Source organism: Actinospica durhamensis (genome assembly GCF_018139695.1).
Taxonomy (GTDB): Bacteria; Actinomycetota; Actinomycetes; order Streptomycetales; family Catenulisporaceae; genus Actinospica; species Actinospica durhamensis.
The window spans coordinates 1-17802 of the sequence record NZ_JAGSOG010000001.1 but is presented as its reverse complement, the minus strand read 5'-3'; the positions used below and the strand labels follow the sequence as shown (position 1 = coordinate 17802).

The 17802-nt window shown below is 71.9% G+C and carries 13 protein-coding genes and 1 tRNA gene; 5 read left to right on the top strand and 9 right to left on the bottom strand.

What is annotated here, in order from left to right; genetic code table 11:
* Positions 1 to 26: 26 nt before the first annotated feature.
* A complete protein-coding gene (locus tag KDL01_RS00070) occupies positions 27 to 1778 on the top strand; it encodes an NHL domain-containing thioredoxin family protein (protein ID WP_212526166.1) in 1752 nt (583 codons plus the stop codon).
* Positions 1779 to 1805: 27 nt separating this feature from the next.
* Here KDL01_RS00070 and KDL01_RS00065 read toward each other — a convergent pair whose 3' ends face one another.
* Positions 1806 to 2240, bottom strand: a complete 435-nt coding sequence (locus tag KDL01_RS00065) for a MarR family winged helix-turn-helix transcriptional regulator (RefSeq protein WP_212526165.1) — start codon at positions 2238 to 2240, stop codon at positions 1806 to 1808.
* 138 nt (positions 2241 to 2378) lie between these two features.
* Between KDL01_RS00065 and KDL01_RS00060 the strand changes: the two genes are divergently transcribed.
* Positions 2379 to 3458: a hypothetical protein gene (locus tag KDL01_RS00060; protein ID WP_212526164.1), complete on the top strand. Its 1080-nt coding sequence runs from the start codon at positions 2379 to 2381 to the stop codon at positions 3456 to 3458.
* 72 nt (positions 3459 to 3530) lie between these two features.
* Here KDL01_RS00060 and KDL01_RS00055 read toward each other — a convergent pair whose 3' ends face one another.
* From KDL01_RS00055 to KDL01_RS00045, 3 genes are all read right to left on the bottom strand, one after another.
* Positions 3531 to 4826 carry a M18 family aminopeptidase gene (locus KDL01_RS00055; protein ID WP_212526163.1) on the bottom strand — a complete coding sequence of 432 codons (1296 nt, stop codon included), beginning with the start codon at positions 4824 to 4826 and terminating at the stop codon, positions 3531 to 3533.
* Between the two features lie 95 nt (positions 4827 to 4921).
* Positions 4922 to 6643 carry a TIGR03767 family metallophosphoesterase gene (locus tag KDL01_RS00050; protein ID WP_212526162.1) on the bottom strand — a complete coding sequence of 574 codons (1722 nt, stop codon included), beginning with the start codon at positions 6641 to 6643 and terminating at the stop codon, positions 4922 to 4924.
* A gap of 201 nt (positions 6644 to 6844) precedes the next feature.
* A complete protein-coding gene (locus KDL01_RS00045) occupies positions 6845 to 8674 on the bottom strand; it encodes an acyl-CoA dehydrogenase (protein WP_212526161.1) in 1830 nt (609 codons plus the stop codon).
* 171 nt (positions 8675 to 8845) lie between these two features.
* Here KDL01_RS00045 and KDL01_RS00040 point away from each other — a divergent pair, with 171 nt between their 5' ends.
* The 3 genes from KDL01_RS00040 to KDL01_RS00030 all read left to right on the top strand — a co-directional run bounded on the left by KDL01_RS00040 (position 8846) and on the right by KDL01_RS00030 (position 11110).
* Complete coding sequence (locus KDL01_RS00040; protein ID WP_212526160.1) at positions 8846 to 9247, top strand: SseB family protein; 402 nt, start codon at positions 8846 to 8848, stop codon at positions 9245 to 9247.
* A 153-nt stretch (positions 9248 to 9400) separates the two neighbouring features.
* Positions 9401 to 10144 carry a class I adenylate-forming enzyme family protein gene (locus tag KDL01_RS00035; RefSeq protein ID WP_212526159.1) on the top strand — a complete coding sequence of 248 codons (744 nt, stop codon included), beginning with the start codon at positions 9401 to 9403 and terminating at the stop codon, positions 10142 to 10144.
* A gap of 102 nt (positions 10145 to 10246) precedes the next feature.
* Positions 10247 to 11110, top strand: a complete 864-nt coding sequence (locus tag KDL01_RS00030; RefSeq protein WP_212526158.1) for a glycoside hydrolase domain-containing protein — start codon at positions 10247 to 10249, stop codon at positions 11108 to 11110.
* 73 nt (positions 11111 to 11183) lie between these two features.
* Here KDL01_RS00030 and KDL01_RS00025 read toward each other — a convergent pair whose 3' ends face one another.
* From KDL01_RS00025 to KDL01_RS00005, 5 genes are all read right to left on the bottom strand, one after another.
* Positions 11184 to 12125: a hypothetical protein gene (locus tag KDL01_RS00025; RefSeq protein ID WP_212526157.1), complete on the bottom strand. Its 942-nt coding sequence runs from the start codon at positions 12123 to 12125 to the stop codon at positions 11184 to 11186.
* A gap of 256 nt (positions 12126 to 12381) precedes the next feature.
* Positions 12382 to 15279: a PAS domain-containing protein gene (locus KDL01_RS00020; protein ID WP_212526156.1), complete on the bottom strand. Its 2898-nt coding sequence runs from the start codon at positions 15277 to 15279 to the stop codon at positions 12382 to 12384.
* A gap of 315 nt (positions 15280 to 15594) precedes the next feature.
* Positions 15595 to 15687: transfer RNA gene (locus KDL01_RS00015), tRNA-Ser, on the bottom strand.
* Positions 15688 to 15792: 105 nt separating this feature from the next.
* Positions 15793 to 16341 (bottom strand): NUDIX hydrolase, encoded by a 549-nt coding sequence (locus KDL01_RS00010; RefSeq protein WP_212526155.1) that lies wholly within the window; start codon positions 16339 to 16341, stop codon positions 15793 to 15795.
* Between the two features lie 169 nt (positions 16342 to 16510).
* Positions 16511 to 17437: an RIO1 family regulatory kinase/ATPase domain-containing protein gene (locus KDL01_RS00005; RefSeq protein ID WP_368861487.1), complete on the bottom strand. Its 927-nt coding sequence runs from the start codon at positions 17435 to 17437 to the stop codon at positions 16511 to 16513.
* Between the last annotated feature and the right edge of the window lie 365 nt (positions 17438 to 17802).

The following is a 17802-nucleotide window of genomic DNA, read 5'->3' as shown; positions in this document are numbered from 1 at the left end:
TCGGCCGGGTGGGGTTAGATAGACACATGGCTGCACATGCTCGCGTACGCGCTCCCCGGCTCGAGGGACGGGGCGGTTGGATCAACACCGGCGGCTCGGCCCCGGATCTGAGCGGCAAGATCGTCCTGCTCGACTTCTGGACCTTCTGCTGTGCCAACTGCCTGCACGTGCTCGACGAACTGCGCGAGCTCGAGGCCGAGTTCGCGGACGTGCTGGTCACCGTCGGCGTGCACTCGCCGAAGTTCGCGCACGAGGCCGACCACGATGCGCTGATCGCCGCCTGCGAGCGCTACGGCGTGCACCACCCCGTGCTCGACGACCCGGACCTGGCCACCTGGAAGGCCTTCGCGGTGCGCGCCTGGCCGACGCTGACCGTGATCGACCCGGCCGGGTACGTCGCGGCGCAGATGTCCGGCGAGGGCCACGTGCACGGGCTGCGCGCGCTGCTGCACGAGCTGGTGGCGCAGTTCGACGCGAAGGGGGCGCTGCGCCGCGGCGACTCGCCGTACGTAGCGCCGGAGCCGGAGCCGACCGAGCTGCGCTTCCCGGGCAAGCTGATCGCGCTGCCCGGCGGCGGTTACCTGGTCTCCGACACCAGCCACCACTCGATCGTGGAGCTCGCGGCGGACGCGGAGACCGTGCTGCGCCGCTTCGGCTCGGGCGAGCGCGGATTGCTCGACGGCGGCGCGGACAAGGCCGAGTTCAACGAGCCGCAGGGGCTGCTGCTGCTCGACGAGGGCACCGTCCTGGTCGCGGACACGGTCAACCACGCCCTGCGCGAGCTCGACCTCGCCACCGGCGACGTGCGAACCGCGGCCGACACGCGCGAGCGGGCCCAGGCCAGTCCGTGGGACCTGGCGTGGGACGGCGAGCGGGTCGTGGTGGCGATGGCCGGCATCCACCAGCTGTGGAGCTACCACCCGGCGAACGGCACGCTCGAGCCGTGGGCCGGCACGACCAACGAAGGACTCGTCGACGGCCCGGTCGCCGAGGCCTGGTTCTCCCAGCCGTCCGGGCTGGCCCGCGACGAGCGCGGCCGGTTCTGGATCGCCGATTCGGAGTCCTCGGCGCTGCGCTACATCGACCGCGCGGACGGCGCGGCCGTGGTGAAAACCGTGGTGGGCCAGGGGCTTTTCGACTTCGGCCTGCGCGACGGGGCGGCCGAGCAGGCGCTGCTGCAGCACCCGCTGGGCGTCACCGCGCTGCCGGACGGCTCCATCGCGGTCAGCGACACGTACAACGGCGCGGTGCGCCGCTACAACCCTGCGGACGGCCAGGTCACGACCCTGATCACCGGACTGAAGGAGCCCTCTGACGCCTTGGTGACGGCGGAGGGCGACCTGCTCGTGGTCGAGTCCGCGGCGCACCGGCTGACCCGGGTCCGGCTGCCGGAGGAGGCGCTGAGCGTCGAGGCCACCGCGTACCGCACCCAGCGTCCGGCCACCGAGGTGGGCCCGGGCGAGCTCGAGCTCGAGGTGGTCTTCGAGCCGCCGCCGGGCGAGAAGATGGACGACCGCTACGGCCCGTCGACCTACGTGAAGATCTCCTCGACCCCGGCGCAGCTGCTGCTCGACGGCCCGGTGGCGGGAGTCGAGACGGCGCACACGCTGCGGCTGAACCCGGAGATCACCGAGGGCGTGCTGCACGTCGCGGCCAAGGCGGCGTCGTGCGACGACGGCGAGTTCCCGGCCTGCCACCTGCACCAGCAGGACTGGGGCATCCCGCTGCGCATCGTGGCCGGGGGGCCCGGACGGCTGCCGCTGATCCTGCGCGGCTGAGCCGGATCCGAATTCTCAGCACGTTCCTCAGGCCGTCGGTGCTTCGCCGGCGGCCTGCGCGTTGAACCGCTCCAGGTAGCCGGCGAAGCGCTCGAGGTCCTCGTTGCTCCAGTTCGCCAGGCGGGTGGTGACCGCCCCGCGCATCGAGTCGTTCGCGGCGGCCAGCGTCTGCTCCCCCTTCGGGGTCAGCACGATGTCCTGACCCGCGCGCCCGCCGCCCTCACGGATGATCATGCCGAGCTCTTCGAGGGCGGCCAGCTGGCGGCTGACGGTGGACTTGTCCAGGTTGTAGTGGCGGGCCAGGTCGGTGGCGCGCACCCCGGGCCCGGTCGTGATGTGCGCGAGCAGGGTGTACGCGACCAGGGACAGGTCCGGGTGCACCTGGCTGCCCACGGCTCGCGCCCGCCGCGAGAACACGGCCAGCTCCCGGTAGACCGCTGCGGCCCGTTCCTGTCGGTTCACGACGACTCCCATCTCGACTGCTGCCAGCCTACGGGCGGGCCCCCCGCTCCCTCGGTTCCACGGGGAACCTTCTCGAGTTGCAGTCTACAACTCACCGGAGTAAGTTGTAGTTTGCAATACGAAAAGGAGAGAAGCCGTATGCAGCGTCACGACGCCCCGGAGCGGGCCGCGGCCGCACCCCACGCGGGGGTCGGGCACCTGCTCAAGAACCTGTGGATACCCCTGTACATGGCCCTCGCCATGTCGCTCGCCTACATCGGCGGCTTCCACCAGGCCGAACCGCACCACATCCCGGTGGCCGTGGTCGCCACCAGCTCGAGCGAGCGGGCACTGGCCCAGAAGATCCAGGCCGCCGCCGGGGACGCGCTCGACGTGCGCACCGTCGCCGGCAGCGCGCAGGGGCAGGCCGAGGTGGCCTCGGGCCAGGTCAGCGGCTCCTTCAGTCTGAGCGCCACCGGCGCCGACCCGCGCCTGGTGATCGACACCGCGGCCTCGCCCACCACCGCGCAGGCCGTGACCACCGCCTTCGACCAGGTCGCCGCCCAGCAGGACGTGCGCCTCGACGTGGTCGACCTCGGCCCGCTGCCGAGCTACGACTCGCTCGGCCAGAACGTCTTCTTCCTGCTCGTCGCCGTCACCGTCGGCTCCTACACGCTGGCCGCCACCCTCGGCGCCGCCGGGGCGGGCGTGCGGCCGTGGCGCCGGGCCGGGATCGGTGTGCTGGGCGCGGGCGTCATCTCGGCCATCGCGGTGGCCGTGGCCGACCCGCTGATCGGCGCCGTACGCGGGCACGCCTGGGAACTGTTCGGCATGTCCTGGCTCTACGCCGCGGCCGTGGTGCTGATCGGCGCCGGGCTGCACACCTTCCTCAAGAAGGCCAACACACCCGCGCTCGTCACGATCTTCGTGGCGCTGAACTTCACCACCTCGGGCGGCGTCTTCGCGCCGATCCTGCAGGCCGGCTTCTTCCGGGCGCTCTCCCACGTCTGGATCGGCGCCGGGTACGTCAGCGGCGGGCAGTCGATGCTCTACCGCGGCGGCGCCGGGTTCGGCGCGGACCTGCTGCGGATCGCGTTGTGGTTCGCCGCGGGCGTCGTGGTGATGGGCGCCGCCGCCGTCACCGAACACCGCCGCAGCCGGCCCGCGGCTCCGGTCTGCGCGACCGAGGAAGAGCTCGAAGTCGAGCAGGAGCAGGAGCTCGAGGCCATCGCGGCCTGATCGCAGAGCGCAGATCGGCCCCGGCACACACGACGGTGTGCCGGGGCCGATCTGCGCCGCGGCGCTTCGTTCTCAGCCCTCGAGGAAGGCCTTGAGCGCAGCCGCGAGCCGCCACGGGTCGTCCGCGCCGCACAGCTCGCGGGCGGAGTGCATGGACAGGCTCGGCACGCCCACGTCGAAGGTCTCGATGCCCAGGCGGGTGGCCGTGATCGGACCGATGGTGGTGCCGCAGGGCAGGTCGTTGCGGGAGACGAAGGACTGCGTCGGGATGCCCGCGGCCGCGCAGGCGCGCGCCCACACCGCCTGGGTGCGGCCGTTGGTCGCATAGCGCTGATTCACGTTCATCTTCAGCGCGGGGCCGCCGTTCACCCGCGGGCGGTGGCCCGGCTCGTGCTTCTCCGGGTAGTTCGGGTGCACCGCGTGGGCCATGTCCGCCGAGGCCACGAACGAGCCCGCGTACGCCCGGGCCCTGGCCTCCGCGCGGCCGCCGCGCGCCTCGAGCAGCCGGTCGAGCACGGTCTCGAGGAACGGTCCGCCGGCCCCGTAGGCCGAGTCGGAGCCGGTCTCCTCGTGGTCCATCGCGGCCAGCACCGGGATCGGGCCCTGCGGGTCGAGGCCGTCGGCGACCGCCGCGGTCAGGGCGGCCACGCTCGCGTGCACCGACATCAGGTTGTCCAGCCGGCCGCTCGCGACCAGGTCGGCGTCACGGCCCAGATACGCCGGGGCGGTGACGTCGTAGGTCATCAGGTCCCAGCCCAGCACGTCCTCGGCGCGCAGGTTGTGCTCCGCGGCCACGAACGCGATCAGGTCCCCGTCGTGCGACTCGCCGACGCCCCAGATCGGGCGCAGGTGCTGCTGCGGGTTGAGCTTGAGGCCGTCCCCGTTCACGCCGCGGTCCAGGTGCACCGCGAGCTGGGGCACCCGCAGCAGCGGACGGTCGATGTTCACCAGGTGCTCGGAGCCGTCGCGCAGCACAAGGCGCCCGGCCAGGCCGAGGTCCCGGTCCAGCCAGGAGTTGAACAGCGGACCGCCGTAGACCTCCACCGCCACCTGCCGCCAGCCCTCGGTGGTCACGTCCGGCGCCGGCTTGACCCGCAGGTTCGGCGAGTCGGTGTGCGAGCCGAGGATGCGCAGCGGCCGCTCGGCCGGGGCGTCGGCCGGCAGGTACCAGGCGACCAGCGCGCCCGACCGGATCACGTACCGGGCGCCGTGCACCGCGTCGGTCCAGGACTCCGCCTCGGACAGGGGCGTGAAGCCCGCCCGCTCCAGTCGCGCCGCGGCCTCGGCCACCGCGTGGAACGGGGTCGGGGCGGCGCGCAGGAACGCCAGCAGGTCATCGGTGTGGGTGCGGTCGAAAGTCGTCGCCATGCGCTCAGCTTAATCTGCCGGTACAGAGATCGCCGGGCTCGGACCACTTACCCGCGCAGGTGCCCGAAGCCTGCCCCGCGCGCCGGTCCCGCGGCTCAGAACGGCGCCGGCAGCAGCAGCTCCACGTTCCGGTCCACCGCGGCCCCGCGCCGGCCGTCCGAGCCCGGCTCCGGCCTGGCCCGCTGCTGCCAGTCGTTGATGCCCAGCACCCGGGAGAGCGAGGCGAGTTCCACCGGCGTGGACAGGTCCCAGGACGGCTGCTCCGGCCCGGCGTGGTCGATGATCGTGCCGAACACAGAGAGCGTGCCGTCGCCGTTGTCCGCCAGCTCGATCAGCCTGGCCTGTTGCGGCCAGTCGATGTGCGAGGCCGTATTCACCTCCCAGAACCCGCCGGGCACCGGCGCCTGCGGGTGCCGGGCGAACGGGGTGACGCCGTTGACGTGCGTGTGCCCGTTCACCCACAGCACCACGTTGGGGTAGCGCAGCAGCAGATCCCTGACCTTGGTGCCGAGCACCCGGTGCTTGTCCGGGTCCGTGTCGGTCAGCCAGTTGTCCATGGTCTCGACGGTGTGGTGGCTGAAGAGCACGATCAGCCGGTCCCGGCCGGGCCCGGTGACCAGCCGCCCGTTCTCGTCCAGGAAGCGCGAGGAGGCGTTGTAGAGCTCTGCCTCGAGCCAGTGGAACTGGCGCTCGTCCAGCGAGCCGTTGGCCCCGCCCGACGGGTTCACCGTGTCCAGCACGACGCAGCGCACGCTCGAGCCGTCCACCGCCTCGGCGTCGAAGGCGTAGTACGCGGTGCCCTCGGCCCGGTTCTGCTCGGTGAAGCCGTGCCCGACCGGGGAGCCGAGGGTGTGGAAGTGTTCCGCGACCGCCTCGGCCCGCCGCAGCGGCCTGCGGTCCGGATCCGGGGTGACCCGGCGGAAGTCGCCCGCGACCAGTTCCCTTATGGCGTGCGGCGAGACCCGCAGCAGATCGAGGGCGAGCCGGAACAGGCTGATGCCGGTGGGCAGCTCTACCGCCTTGTGGTCCCCGGTCGCGTAGTCGGTGCTGCCCCAGATGTGCGGCAGGTTGCCCTGCAGCAGCGCGTCGTGGTTGCCGTACGCCGAGTACCACGGCATCCGCAGGCCCTCGGCCGTGAACGGGGCCAGCGCCTTCTCCAGCAGACCGCTGATCAGCGGGAAGCCGTGCAGTGCGCTCGGCCGGTCGGCCAGGGCGCCGTCCGGCGTGCCCTCGGGATGCCAGTAGTGCACGTCGTAGTGCACCCAGTCCATCACGCCCTCGTACCGGCCGAGCTCTCCGGAGTCCGGGTGCAGCGGACCGCCGTCGAGCACGTCCACGAACCAGCGGAACTCGTTGTACTGGCTGTTGTCCGCGTTGTCCCCGGTGCTCACCGTGAACGCCAGCGGCGCGCCGAACGCCGGGCCGACCCCGATCTCGTTGATCCGCCGCACCATCGCGTCCACCACCTGCACCGAGAGCATCTCGTTGGGGCGGTAGGAGCCGGTGACGTTGGCCAGCCCGGCGAAGCGCGAGCCCTGGTCGTTGTACCGGTCCAGGAACTCCACCCGGGCCGGGGACTGGTGGTCGACGATGTGCACGTCGGTCAGCTGGGCGAAGGCGAGCAGCGGCCGGGGCGCGGCCGGACCCGCGGGCGAGGGCCGCGCGGCCAGCTCGGTGCGCAGGATGTACGGCTCGCCGGGCCCGGCGGCGATCGGGCGGAATCCCCCCGCCCCCGCGGCGCCCGCCACCAGCGTGCGCTCGATCGTGGTCCCCCGTGGTGCCACCGGCACCTGAGTACTGAACACTGATTCAGTCACGACGGCAACATACCCCCCTCGTCAACTTCCATACAGCCCTGAATCGGCCCCCGCCAAGGCTTTTGCCAGGGCGGACGCCGATTTTGATGCCGAATCAGGGCTTGGATCAAACCACCGCGCCGAGTGGTTTAGGCCGAGCGGGTCGGGCCGTGCGCCGGGAGGCGCGGGCCCGGCCCGGCCGGTGTCGGGGGGAGCGAGGGCTTAGAAGGCCGCCTCGTCCAGGTCCATCAGCGACAGGTCGGTGCCCTCCACCACGGTCCGGGTCGCGGCCAGGTGCGGCAGCACGTTCGCGGCGAACCACTTGGCCGCGGCGATCTTGCCGGAGTAGAAGGCCACGTCCTTGTCCGACGCGCCGGCGGCCAGCTTCCCCTGGGCTATCGCGGCCTGGCGCAGCAGCAGCCACGCGCAGATCAGGTCGCCGACGGCGTAGAGGAACGCGGTGGTGGACTGGGCCGCGACGTGTATCTGGCGCGGGTCCTCCATCGCCTTGGACGCCTGGGTGAACAGGGTGTTGAGGATCGCCTCCACGTCGCCCACGCCCGCCGCGAGCCGCTCGCGCGCCGCTGCCAGGCTCTCGCCGCCCGGAGCCGCCTCGAGGAACTCGTCGATCTGGCCCTTGACGTGGGTCAGCGCCCGGCCCTGGTCCTTGACGATCTTGCGGAAGAACAGGTCGAGGCCCTGGATCGCGGTGGTGCCCTCGTACAGGGTGTCGATCTTGGCGTCGCGGATGTACTGCTCGATCGGGTAGTCCTGCAGGAAGCCGGAACCGCCGAGGGTCTGGAGCGAGCGGGCGAGCTGCTCGTAGGACTTCTCCGAGCCGTAGCCCTTCACGATCGGCAGCAGGAAGTCGTTGACCCGCTCGGCCGTCTCGTTCTGCTCGCCGCGGTTGCGCGCGGCCCAGGCCTGGTCCTGCCAGGAGGCGGTGTAGAACACCAGGGCCCGCATGCCCTCGACGTAGGCCTTCTGCTGCATCAGCTCGCGGCGCACGTCGGCGTGGTGGGTCACGGTCACCCGGGGCGCGGCCTTGTTGCCCGACTCGGCCAGGTCGGCGCCCTGCACCCGGTTCTTGGCGTAGTCGAGCGCGTTGAGGTAGCCGGTGGACAGGGTGGCGATGGCCTTGGTGCCGACCATCATCCGGGCCATCTCGATGACCTGGAACATCTGCGCGATGCCGTTGTGCACCTCGCCGACCAGCCAGCCCTTGGCCGGGTGCTTCTCACCGAAGGTCACCTCGCAGGTGTTGGAGACCTTCAGGCCCATCTTGTGCTCGACGTTGGTGACGTAGACGCCGTTGCGCGCGCCGAGCTCGCCGGAGTCCCAGTCGAACTCGTGCTTGGGCACGATGAACAGCGAAAGGCCCTTGGTGCCGGGCTTGGCACCCTCGGGCCGGGCCAGCACCAGGTGGATGATGTTGTCGGACAGGTCGTGCTCACCCGAGGTGATGAAGCGCTTCACGCCGGTGATGTGCCAGGTGCCGTCCTGCTGCCGCACGGCCCTGGTGCGCCCGGCGCCCACGTCCGAGCCCGCGTCCGGCTCGGTCAGCACCATGGTCGAGCCCCAGCCGTTCTCCACCATCCGCTGCGCCACCTTGCGCTGCTCCTCGGTGCCGACGGACCAGATGACCCGGGCGAACGGGGCGGTGCAGCCGTACATCCAGATGGCCGGGTTCGCGCCCAGCACGAGCTCGCCGATGGCCCAGTTGAGCGAGGCCGGAGCCAGCGTGCCGCCGAGACCCTCGGGCAGGCCCAGTCGCCAGAACTCGGTGTCCATGTAAGCCTTGTAGGAGCGCTTGAACGCCTCGGGCAGCGGGGCGGTGCCACTGGTCGGATCGAAGATGGGCGGGTGGCGGTCCGACTCGGTGAAGGACTCGGCCAGCTCCGTCACGGCCAGACGCTCGGTCTGCGCCAGCACGTCGCGCGCGGTTTCGACGTCCACGTCGGGAAAGTCCGCGGAGCCGAAGGTCTCCGCGCCGCCGAACACCTCGAACAGGTTGAACTCGATATCCCGAAGGTTCGCCTTGTAGTGGCCCATGGGCTGGTCCTTTGCGCTGTCGGCCGGTCCGGCCGGAAAACTGACCCGTCAGTAACCCATGATGCTACCCGCTGGTAACTTCACGCAAGACGGCGGCCCCCACCAGCAGCGCGATCGCGCCGCCGAGACGGCCGTAGAACGGTGGGCCCCCGTGCGGATACCCTCGGAGACGTGTACGGCTACCCGGGAGAAGAAAACGGCGGCGCGCAGATCCTGCAGCCCTCCTTGGCCGACGCCATCCGCGCCTTCGCGACCGGCGCCATCGGCCCCGAGGACTTCCACGCGGTGTTCACCGTGTCGAAGATCTACTGTCCGCGCGGGGAGCGCCCCGGCTTCCTCGCGCTGCACGACACCCCCCAGCCGGTGATCCCGATGTTCTCCTCGACCACCGAGCTCGAGCGCTACTCCGGCGAGAAGGCCAGGCACTTCACCGTCACCGGGGCCGAGGTGCTCGACCTGCTGCCGGCCGGCTACGGGATGATCCTGGACATCGAGGGCGAGCACCGGGTGGTGTTCGACTCGCAGACGGTCGAGCAGATGATCGACTACACCATGAAGCGGATGTACGGCTGAGCCCGTTCGCATCCGGATGATCGTCGGCGAACGGACGGTCGCGCAGTGTAGCCAACCGGGGGGCGCGGGGGCTACCTTTACTGTCACCGTGGATACGGCTCTGACGGACATTGCGCACGGCGGCCGATTCCGGCCACAGTCAAGGGGGCACGGATGTCGACGCACACCGGCACGCCCGGGTTCGGCCTGATCGGCGATCTGGTCAAGCTTCAGCTCGGCCGCAACCCGCATGCCACCGCGCTGCAATTCGGCCAGCACAAACTCACCTGGCGCAAGCTGGACTCGCACATCCGCCGCGCGGCCACCGGGCTGCGCGCGGCCATGGTCCGCCCCGGCGACCGGATCGGGGTGCTCTCGCCCAACCACCCGGCCTGCATCGAGGCCGTGTTCGCCGCGGCGCTGACCGGGACCACCGTGATGCTGGTGAACTGGTGGCTGCCGGAGGAGCAGATCGCCGCGCTGCTGCGCGAGGCCGAGGTCAAGGTGATGTTCGTGGCCACCGAGCTGGCCGAGATGTTCGAGCGGATCCGGCCCGAGCTCGAGGACCTGGACTCGGTGGTCATCATCGGCCGCCCGGCCGGCGACCCGTACGCCACCGACGACTACGAGCTCTGGCTCGAGACGCACGAGACCGGCGAGGGCATGTACGAGGCCGCCCAGTTCCACCCCAGCGCGGACGACCCGGTGGTCCAGGTGCACGAGCGGGACGGCAAGAACCTGGCCCTGAGCCACCGCACCCTGCAGCTGACCATCGCGGCCGAGCCCCCGGCGGTCGGCGAGAGCAAGATAGTCTCCGAGCCGCTGTTCCGGGTGCAGGGCATCAGCGCCGCGCTGCACGGGCTGCGCGAGGGCATGCACACGATCCTGGTGCACTCGGAGCCCGCGCCGGGCGCGTGAGCGGATCCAACCGGGCGAACCAATAGTCTGGTCAAGTGATCAGTAGACGACACGCGTGCGGAATGTCCGAATCGCGCACATCATCGCTTTAGTGTGCTGAGTGTGGATACTCCTCGCCGCCTCCGTCCGCTCTTCGCCCGCTGCCTCGCGCTCTCCACGATGCTGCTCTGCGCGGCCGTGCTGGCCGGCCCGGCGCAGGCCGCCGCGCGCGCCGCGGGGACACACCGCCCCGTCGCGGGCCCGCTCGGCGGTCCGGTGCTCAACGCCCTCGGCTTCGACACCTGCACCGCGCCGAGCGTCCACGACATGGCGGCCTGGCAGAAATCCTCGCCCTACCAGGCCATCGGCATCTACGTGGGCGGATCCAACCGGGCCTGCGGCATCGGGAACCTCAGCACGAGCTGGGTGCGCGCCGTCGACGACCAGGGCTGGAGCCTGATCCCGATCTACGTCGGGCTCCAGGCGCCTTGCGTGAAGGGCAGGGGCATGAGCCTGATGTCCGCGGCCAAGGCGGCGCAGCAGGGCACGGCGGAGGCGAACGGCGCCGCGTCGGCCGCGGCCAGGCTGTCCATCGCGCCCGACAGCCCGGTCTACTTCGACCTCGAGGCCTTCAACGAGAACGACCAGGGCTGCGTGCGCACCGTGACGGCCTTCCTGAACGCCTGGACCACGCAGCTGCACACCCACGGCTACCTCTCCGGGGTCTACGGCTCGGCCGACTCCGGCATGACGACGCTGGTCGGCATCGTGCGCTCCCAGCACGGCTTCGCGGCCCCGGACGCGATCTGGATCGCGCACTGGGACCGGCTGGCCAAGACCGCCGACGCGTCCGTGCCCGACACGATGTGGGTCTACCAGCAGCGGATCAAGCAGTATCAGGGCGGCCACAAGGAGACGCACGGCGGCGTGTCCATCGTCATCGACACCGACTACCTCGACGGTCCGGTGGCCCGGGTCGGCCCCTAGAAGACGGTCCGGGCCCGGCCGATCCGACGCCGACTCGGCGCCGGGCCGCCCGGGCCCGTCTGCGTGTACTGACCTACCAGGCGCTGCCCGGCTCCGGACGCGCGCTCGGGCGCGTCGGCGGACGGCCGGCCAGATCGCCGCCGCGGTAGGGCTCTTCCTCGTACCGGTCCGCCGGGCGCGGCATCGGCCGGCCCTGCTGCGGACGCCCGCCGCCCTGCTGCGGCTGCGGGTAGCGCCCGCCCTGCTGGGGACGGATCGGCTGCCCGGACAGCGGCGCCGGGCGCTGCGGATACCCGCCGCTGCCCAGGGGAGGCTGGCCCGGACCGCCGGGGCCGCCGCCCATGCCCGCCCCGCGCGGCGGGACCGCCGGACCGCGCGGAGCCGGGGGCATGCCGTAACCGTCCGCCGGGATCGACGGAAGCACCGTGGTCGCCGCCGCGGAGGCCGGCATCTGCGGAACGCCGGGCGCCGGGTACGGAGCGGCGTAGGGATCGTTCGTACCCTGGTACGCCGGGGCGGCGGCGTAAGAACCCGAATCGTAGGAGGGCGCGGGGGCCGGGGCGCCCGCGGCGGCGAACGAGCCGGAGGCGTAGCCGCCGGTCGCGGCCGCCGTCTGGTAGCCGCCGCCCTGGGACAGCCCGAGCAGGCTGCTCGCGCCGGAGGAGCCGGACGAAGAGCCGAGGCCGTCGAGGGACATGCCCAGCGGGTCGTCCTCGATCGCCTTGCGGGCCAGTTCGCCCACCGTCAGCGCCAGCTCCGTGGCCAGGTCGAGGGCGCGCGAGGTGCGCGCGTTCTCCCGCATCCACCAGCAGGCGATCTGTACGATCGAGCCGGCCGCGTGCGGGCACAGGATGATGGCGGAGCGCAGCGGAACCGGACGCGGGGCACCGGAGTTGACCCGGAACCAGACTCCGTCACGGAACCCCAGAGCCGCCTGTCCCACCGAGTCGGGCAGTACGACCTGGTACTGGCGCTCGAGGTCGCGGATCGACTGGTCGTACGGCGGCAGGCTCATGGCGCCGCCGGATCGGAAGACTGTGGGTGCTTCATGACGCCGCCTCAGGCTAGCCGCTTGTCAGGGTGTCCCGTCGTGGAATGGGTGCACGCACGGTTTCTGGTCCGAAGGTACTCAACAAGTGCGGTTTCCAACAGTCCCCCCACACCCGCAGTTGTGCCGCCGCTCGGCCCGGGGCCGGAACAATGCGGTGAAAGCGGACGTGCCGGGTACCGCCGGCCCGGGCGGGCGGCCGAAGCTCGGCGCCCGACCGGACTCAGGGGGCTATCTTCGCCAGCAGATCGCCGATGCGACCGGCCGGTTCGGCGTCGGTGGCGCGCTCGGTCAGGTACAGCGAGGCGAAGCCGCCGGCGTCGGTGCCCTCGGCCGTGTAGACCACCAGCGGGGTGCGGGCGAGCAGGCCGCGATCGCGCAGCCAGTCCACCACGCCCACCCGGCGCCGCCGGATCTGCATCAGGTCGAGCACCACCAGGTCGGGCGGGCAGGCCACCGCGGACTCGCGGCTCTCCGCGTCCGTGGTCGCGTGCGCCACCTGCATGCCCTGACGTTCCAACAGATCGCTGAGCGCGTCGGCGAGATCCGCCCGGGCCTCGACCAGCAGCACCCGCGGCATCCGGACGCCGTCCGGACACAGCGCGGTCAGCAGCAGCGAGGGGTCGGGGCCGAGATCGCGCGCGTCGTCGGTGCAGCCGATGCCGGCGGTGACCAGCAGCGGCAGCTCGGCCCTGGCCGCGGCCAGCCGCAGCTCGCGCAGCCCGCGCCGGGTGATCGGCGCCGCGATCGGATCGACGAACACGGCGAACGGCGGCTCGCCGCCGCTCCCGTTCGCGGCGAACACCGGCAGCTTCTCCGGCTGTCCGAGCGCGACCGGGCGGTAGCCCCGGGAACGCAGCAGCTCGTTGGTGTCCTCGTCCGGGTCCGGCCACAGCAGCAGCTGCGGTCCGTCGTCGTACGTGGGCACGGGTTCCGGCTCGGGCCGCCGCTCGGGCCGTCGCTCGGGTTCCGGCTCGGGTTCGGGCTCTGGCACGGTCTCGACGAACTGGGGCTCGTCCTCGTGCGCCGCGCGACGCCGGCCCCGCGGCACGGATTCGGTGCCGTACGGGCTCTGCGTACCGCGTGCGGGGGGCGCGGAGGGCGTGGGCGGCTCGGGTTCCGGCTCAGGCTCGGCGCGCCACGGGCGGTGCTCCTCGCGCGTCGGCTCGGCCCGGTCCTCGGAGTCCGTCGGCGCTTCGCTCTCGCCGTAGCGCCCGGTGCCGGCGGGCGGGGGCTCGGAGGTGAGCGAACGGTCCGGCTTGGACCACACGTCGCCGGTCGGCATCGGCTTGGACGGCCGCAGATCGGCGATCGAGCCGATCGAGCCGGACAGGGTGGAGCGCGACTGCGCCGGGATCCGTGCCTGCACCTCGGGCGTGACCCGGCGGCGGCGCTCGGCCGCGTGCCCGGTGTGGTGGCCGTTGACCTTCGGGATCTGGCCGGTCGACTCGCGCGTGTCCTGTTCCTGCGGCTCGGGCGTGGCCTGCGGAGCGTGCTGCCCGTGCGCGGCGTTCGGCGTGCTCTGCGAAGACGATTCGTCGGCGATCTCGCGCGGTCCGGATCCGTAGGTGCGTCCGAGGGAGCGCGGGGCCGGCTTCGCGGTGCTCCTACCGTTCGCCGCCCCAGCCGCGCCGGAGCCGACGGACCCCTTCGCCCGGGCCGGCTGCGTCACCGGAACCTCGATCACGTGCGTGTTGCCCTTGCCGGCGATCCGGTGCGTGGTCACGGTGCCGCTGTGCCGGGTGGCGATGGCCTGCGCGATCGGCAGGTGCAGCGGACCCCCGCCGGTGTGCGGCCCGCGGATCTCGATCCGGGCCAGTGCGCCGCGCCGGGCCGCGGTGACCACGATCTTCCCACCCACCGGGGAGACCGAGACCATGTCGGCGAGCAGGTGCACCAGCAGTTTGACGAACAGTGTGGGGTCGAGTTCGACCTCGACCTCGGCGCAGTGGGCCGCGATCTCCACGCCGACGGCGCCGGCGGCGGGTTCGGCCGCGGCCACCGCCTCCTCGACCAGATCGGCCAGCTCGACCGTCTCCGGTTCGAAGTCGGGGGTGCCGAGCACGGACTGCTGGAAGTCGATGACGTCGGAGGAGAGCAGGGAGAGCCGGCTCAGGTCGACCTCGAGCTCTTCGAGCGCGGCCAGCGCGGCGCCGTCGAAGGGCATCGTCTGGTACCCGGAGTTCGCGTAGGCGAGCACGCTGCGCTCGAGCAGTTCGTGCACCCGTACGCCGAGGTCGGCGAGGCCGCCGCGCAGCTCCTGGTCGAGTACCTCGGCGAGCTCGGCGGCCTGCCGGGCCGCCGCGCGCGAGGCGGTGTTGTCCACGAAGGTCATCACCGCGCCGATGATGTTCTCGCCCTCGTACACCGGAGCCGTCGTCAGATCCACGTAGACCGGGCCGCCGTCGCTGCGCCACAGCACGCTGTCCTCGGCCCTGTGCTTGGCGCCGGTGCGCACGCTGTCGAGCAGCGCGCACTCGTCCTCGGGCAGCGGGGTGCCGTCGGCGCGGGAGTGGGCGAGCAGCTCGTGCGCGTCCTGGCCGCCGAGATCGGCCGCACGGTAGCGCAGGATCTTCGCGCCGGCCGGGTTGACCAGCACGATCCGACCCTCGTGATCGACTCCGATGATGCCTTCGGAGGCCGCGCGCAGGATCAGCTCGATCTGGCGCTGCTGCCGGCGCAGCTCCGCCTCCACGTCGAGCACCCCGGACAGGTCCCGCACCACCAGCAGGGTCAGCCCGGCGTCGTCGTCCTCGGCCAGCTCGGCCATGGTCACCTCGGCCGGGAACATCCCGCCGTCGGTGCGCCGCGCGGCCATCCGCTCCGGCGGCCGGCGGGCCGGGCCGGTCGCGGTGGTGCCCGCGGCGGAAGGGCCGGCCGTCAGCGCGGCCGGAGCCGAGCCGGTGGTGGCCAGGGTGCGTCCGATACCGGGCAGAACGAGCGCGATCTGCTTGCCCAGCAGGCGTTCCGCGCTCTCTCCCTCGAACAGGTTCAGCGCCGCGGCGTTCGCGTTGACGATCGCTCCCGAGCCGTCCACCAGCAACAGCGCGTCGGGTAAGGCGTCGAGTATCGCGGCGAGCCTGGCGGCGCCCCGGACCGGGGTTCGGTTTGTCGGGCCCACCGGGACGTCCCTCCACTCGCTTTCGTGCGTGCCGCCGTGGGTCCGACTATCCCATATGTCGGCCGTCGGCGGGAGAATCTCCGTTGAGAGTGGACGAGTCGCCGTTGCCGCCCAGTTGCTTCTGAGCGGGCAGGCTACACGGTCAAGATCACCGTGTGAACCCCCGAACGCGATCCACCGGTTCGAACGCCCGCCGAACGCGGACGCGTGTTCGCCCGGGTACGGGGCGCAGCCGAGCTGGTCGGCGGCGCCCTCGACCCGGGCGGACCCCGTCCGCTCCGGAAAGCCGAAACGCCCGCCGAAGCGGGCGTTTACTGGCGGAGGCTGAGGGATTTGAACCCTCGATGGGCTTGAGACCCAAACCGCATTAGCAGTGCGGCGCCATAGACCGGACTAGGCGAAGCCTCCCTGCCGCACAGCATACCCGGCGCCCCGGTCTCGGACCAAAATCTTTCTGCGGCCGGATTCGCCGCGGCGCCCGCGGACGCGATCGGGCCGGTCAGCGCCCTGGGGTCAGCGCCGCGGCAGGTCGTGGTCGGCGAAGTCGACCGGGGCCAGCTCGGTGTACGGCAGCCAGCGCAGCTCGCTGGACTCGCCGTTGAGCATCACGGCGATCCCGGGCACGGCGCGGTAGGCGAAGCGGAAGTCGAAATGATGGTGCAACGGCTCGTTGCGGCCCTCGTGCGCCGGGATGGTGTGCACGGCGATGTGCAGCGGCAGCGCGTCCTCGCCGCCCACCGGCTCGATGTCCTCGGCGCCCACCCCGCACTCCTCCGCGAGCTCCCGCAGCGCCGCGCCGACCAGGGACTTGTCCTCCGGCTCGCAGTGCCCGCCCGGGGTGAGCCAGCGGCCCAGCACCGTGTGCTTGATCTGCAGCACCCGGTCCTGGTCGTCGAGCAGCACTATCCCCGCCGTGACGTGCGCCGGATAGCGTCGGCGCGAGGTGAAGTCGAAACCTTTGGCCAACGTGTCGAGCACCGGCACCAGAACCGTGCTCTCGGACGGATAGCGGTCCAGGTAACTACGGACCGTGGTTCCGATCTGCTCCAGGGCGATAGTCATCGTTGTCCGTCCCACGTGCTCGGCTGCCAGGGGGAAGTGCTCGGTCTTATGGCAGCCCAGCTTACGGTCTGACTGCGCATCACGGAGGTTTCATCGGGAATCCGGTCGGGAAGGTGTCCTGATCCGCCGCTGACGCACAGTCAGACCGCCGCAGCCCTCTGGCCGCGTCTCAGACCAGCCGCGCCTCGTAGCGCAGGGTGGTGAGCAGCTCCTCGGTCCGGCGCTCGCCGTCCGGCAGCCCGCGCGCGGCGAACCAGGTGGCCACGTTGCGCACGTCCCGGGTGAGGTACTCGTCCCCGCGCGGATTGGCGGTGAGGTCCACGATCTGCGGCAGGTCGATCAGCACCAGCCGCCCCTCGTGCACCAGCACGTTCCAGGGTGAGAGGTCCCCGTGGGTGTAGCCGGCCCGCGCCACGATCTGCAGCGCCGCGCACAGCTGACCCCACAGGTCGGCCAGCTCGTCCGGATCCGGCCGCAGCGCCGCCAGCCTCGGTGCGGCGGACCCGTCCGCGTCCCCGATGAACTCAAGCAGCAGCTCGGTGCCGACGCGCTGGACCGGGTAGGGCACCGGAGCCCCGGCCGCCCACAGCGCGCCCAGCGCGGCGAACTCGGCCACGGCCCACTGGTCGGCGATGATCTTCAGGCCGAACCTGGTCCGGTTGGCCACGGCCCGGTCCATCCGCGACTCGCGGGTGCGGCGCCCGTCCACGTACGCGGCATCCCGGTGGAAGTTGCGGTGCTCGTTGCTGCGGTAGATCTTCTCCGCCAGCAGGCAGCTGGCCGCGACCGACGCGCCGTCCTCGGCCGGGATCCAGCGCTCGACCAGGTGGACGTCGGCCTCCTTGCCGGTCTTGACCACGCCGAGCCGGCTGTCCACCGCCCCGTCCGCGACCACCAGCCACTCCGGCCGCGGCTCGGGTCCGAGGTCTCCCTCCCCCCAGGTGGACCAGCGGTCGGCCCCGTCCGGCAGCGGCGGCGCGTAGAGCTCGTCCTCCCGCGCCTCGCGCCGCGAGGCCAGCCGCTCCCGTTCGCGGTCGGTCAGTCGGCCGCGGCGCAGCAGCAGCCGCTCCTGCTTCTGCTCCTGCTCGCTGAGCAGGCTCCGTCCCCGGACGCGCTCCGAGGCCTCGAAGGAGTCGGTGAGGTGTTCGTCGTGCTCGTCGTAAGGCTCGAAAGCCTCCTCGTCAGCCTCGGTCGAGGGGTTCGAGTCGGCGGGTGAGGGTGAAGGTGAGACGGGGGAAATGTGCGAGTGCGTAGGCACAAGGGTTCCTTCGGGTCGATCCGTGGAGGTGGTGATACCGGTGAAGCGGTTCCATGACCGCGACCGCGTTTCCCATGACGCACCTCCTGTGGATCGACCTGCGCCTGACCGGCGCGGCGAGCGGGCCCTCGCCAAGCGGCGAGTATGCACTCCCCGTGCTCGCCCCGCAACGCGTTTTCCGCGCCCGCCGCCCACCCGGTTCC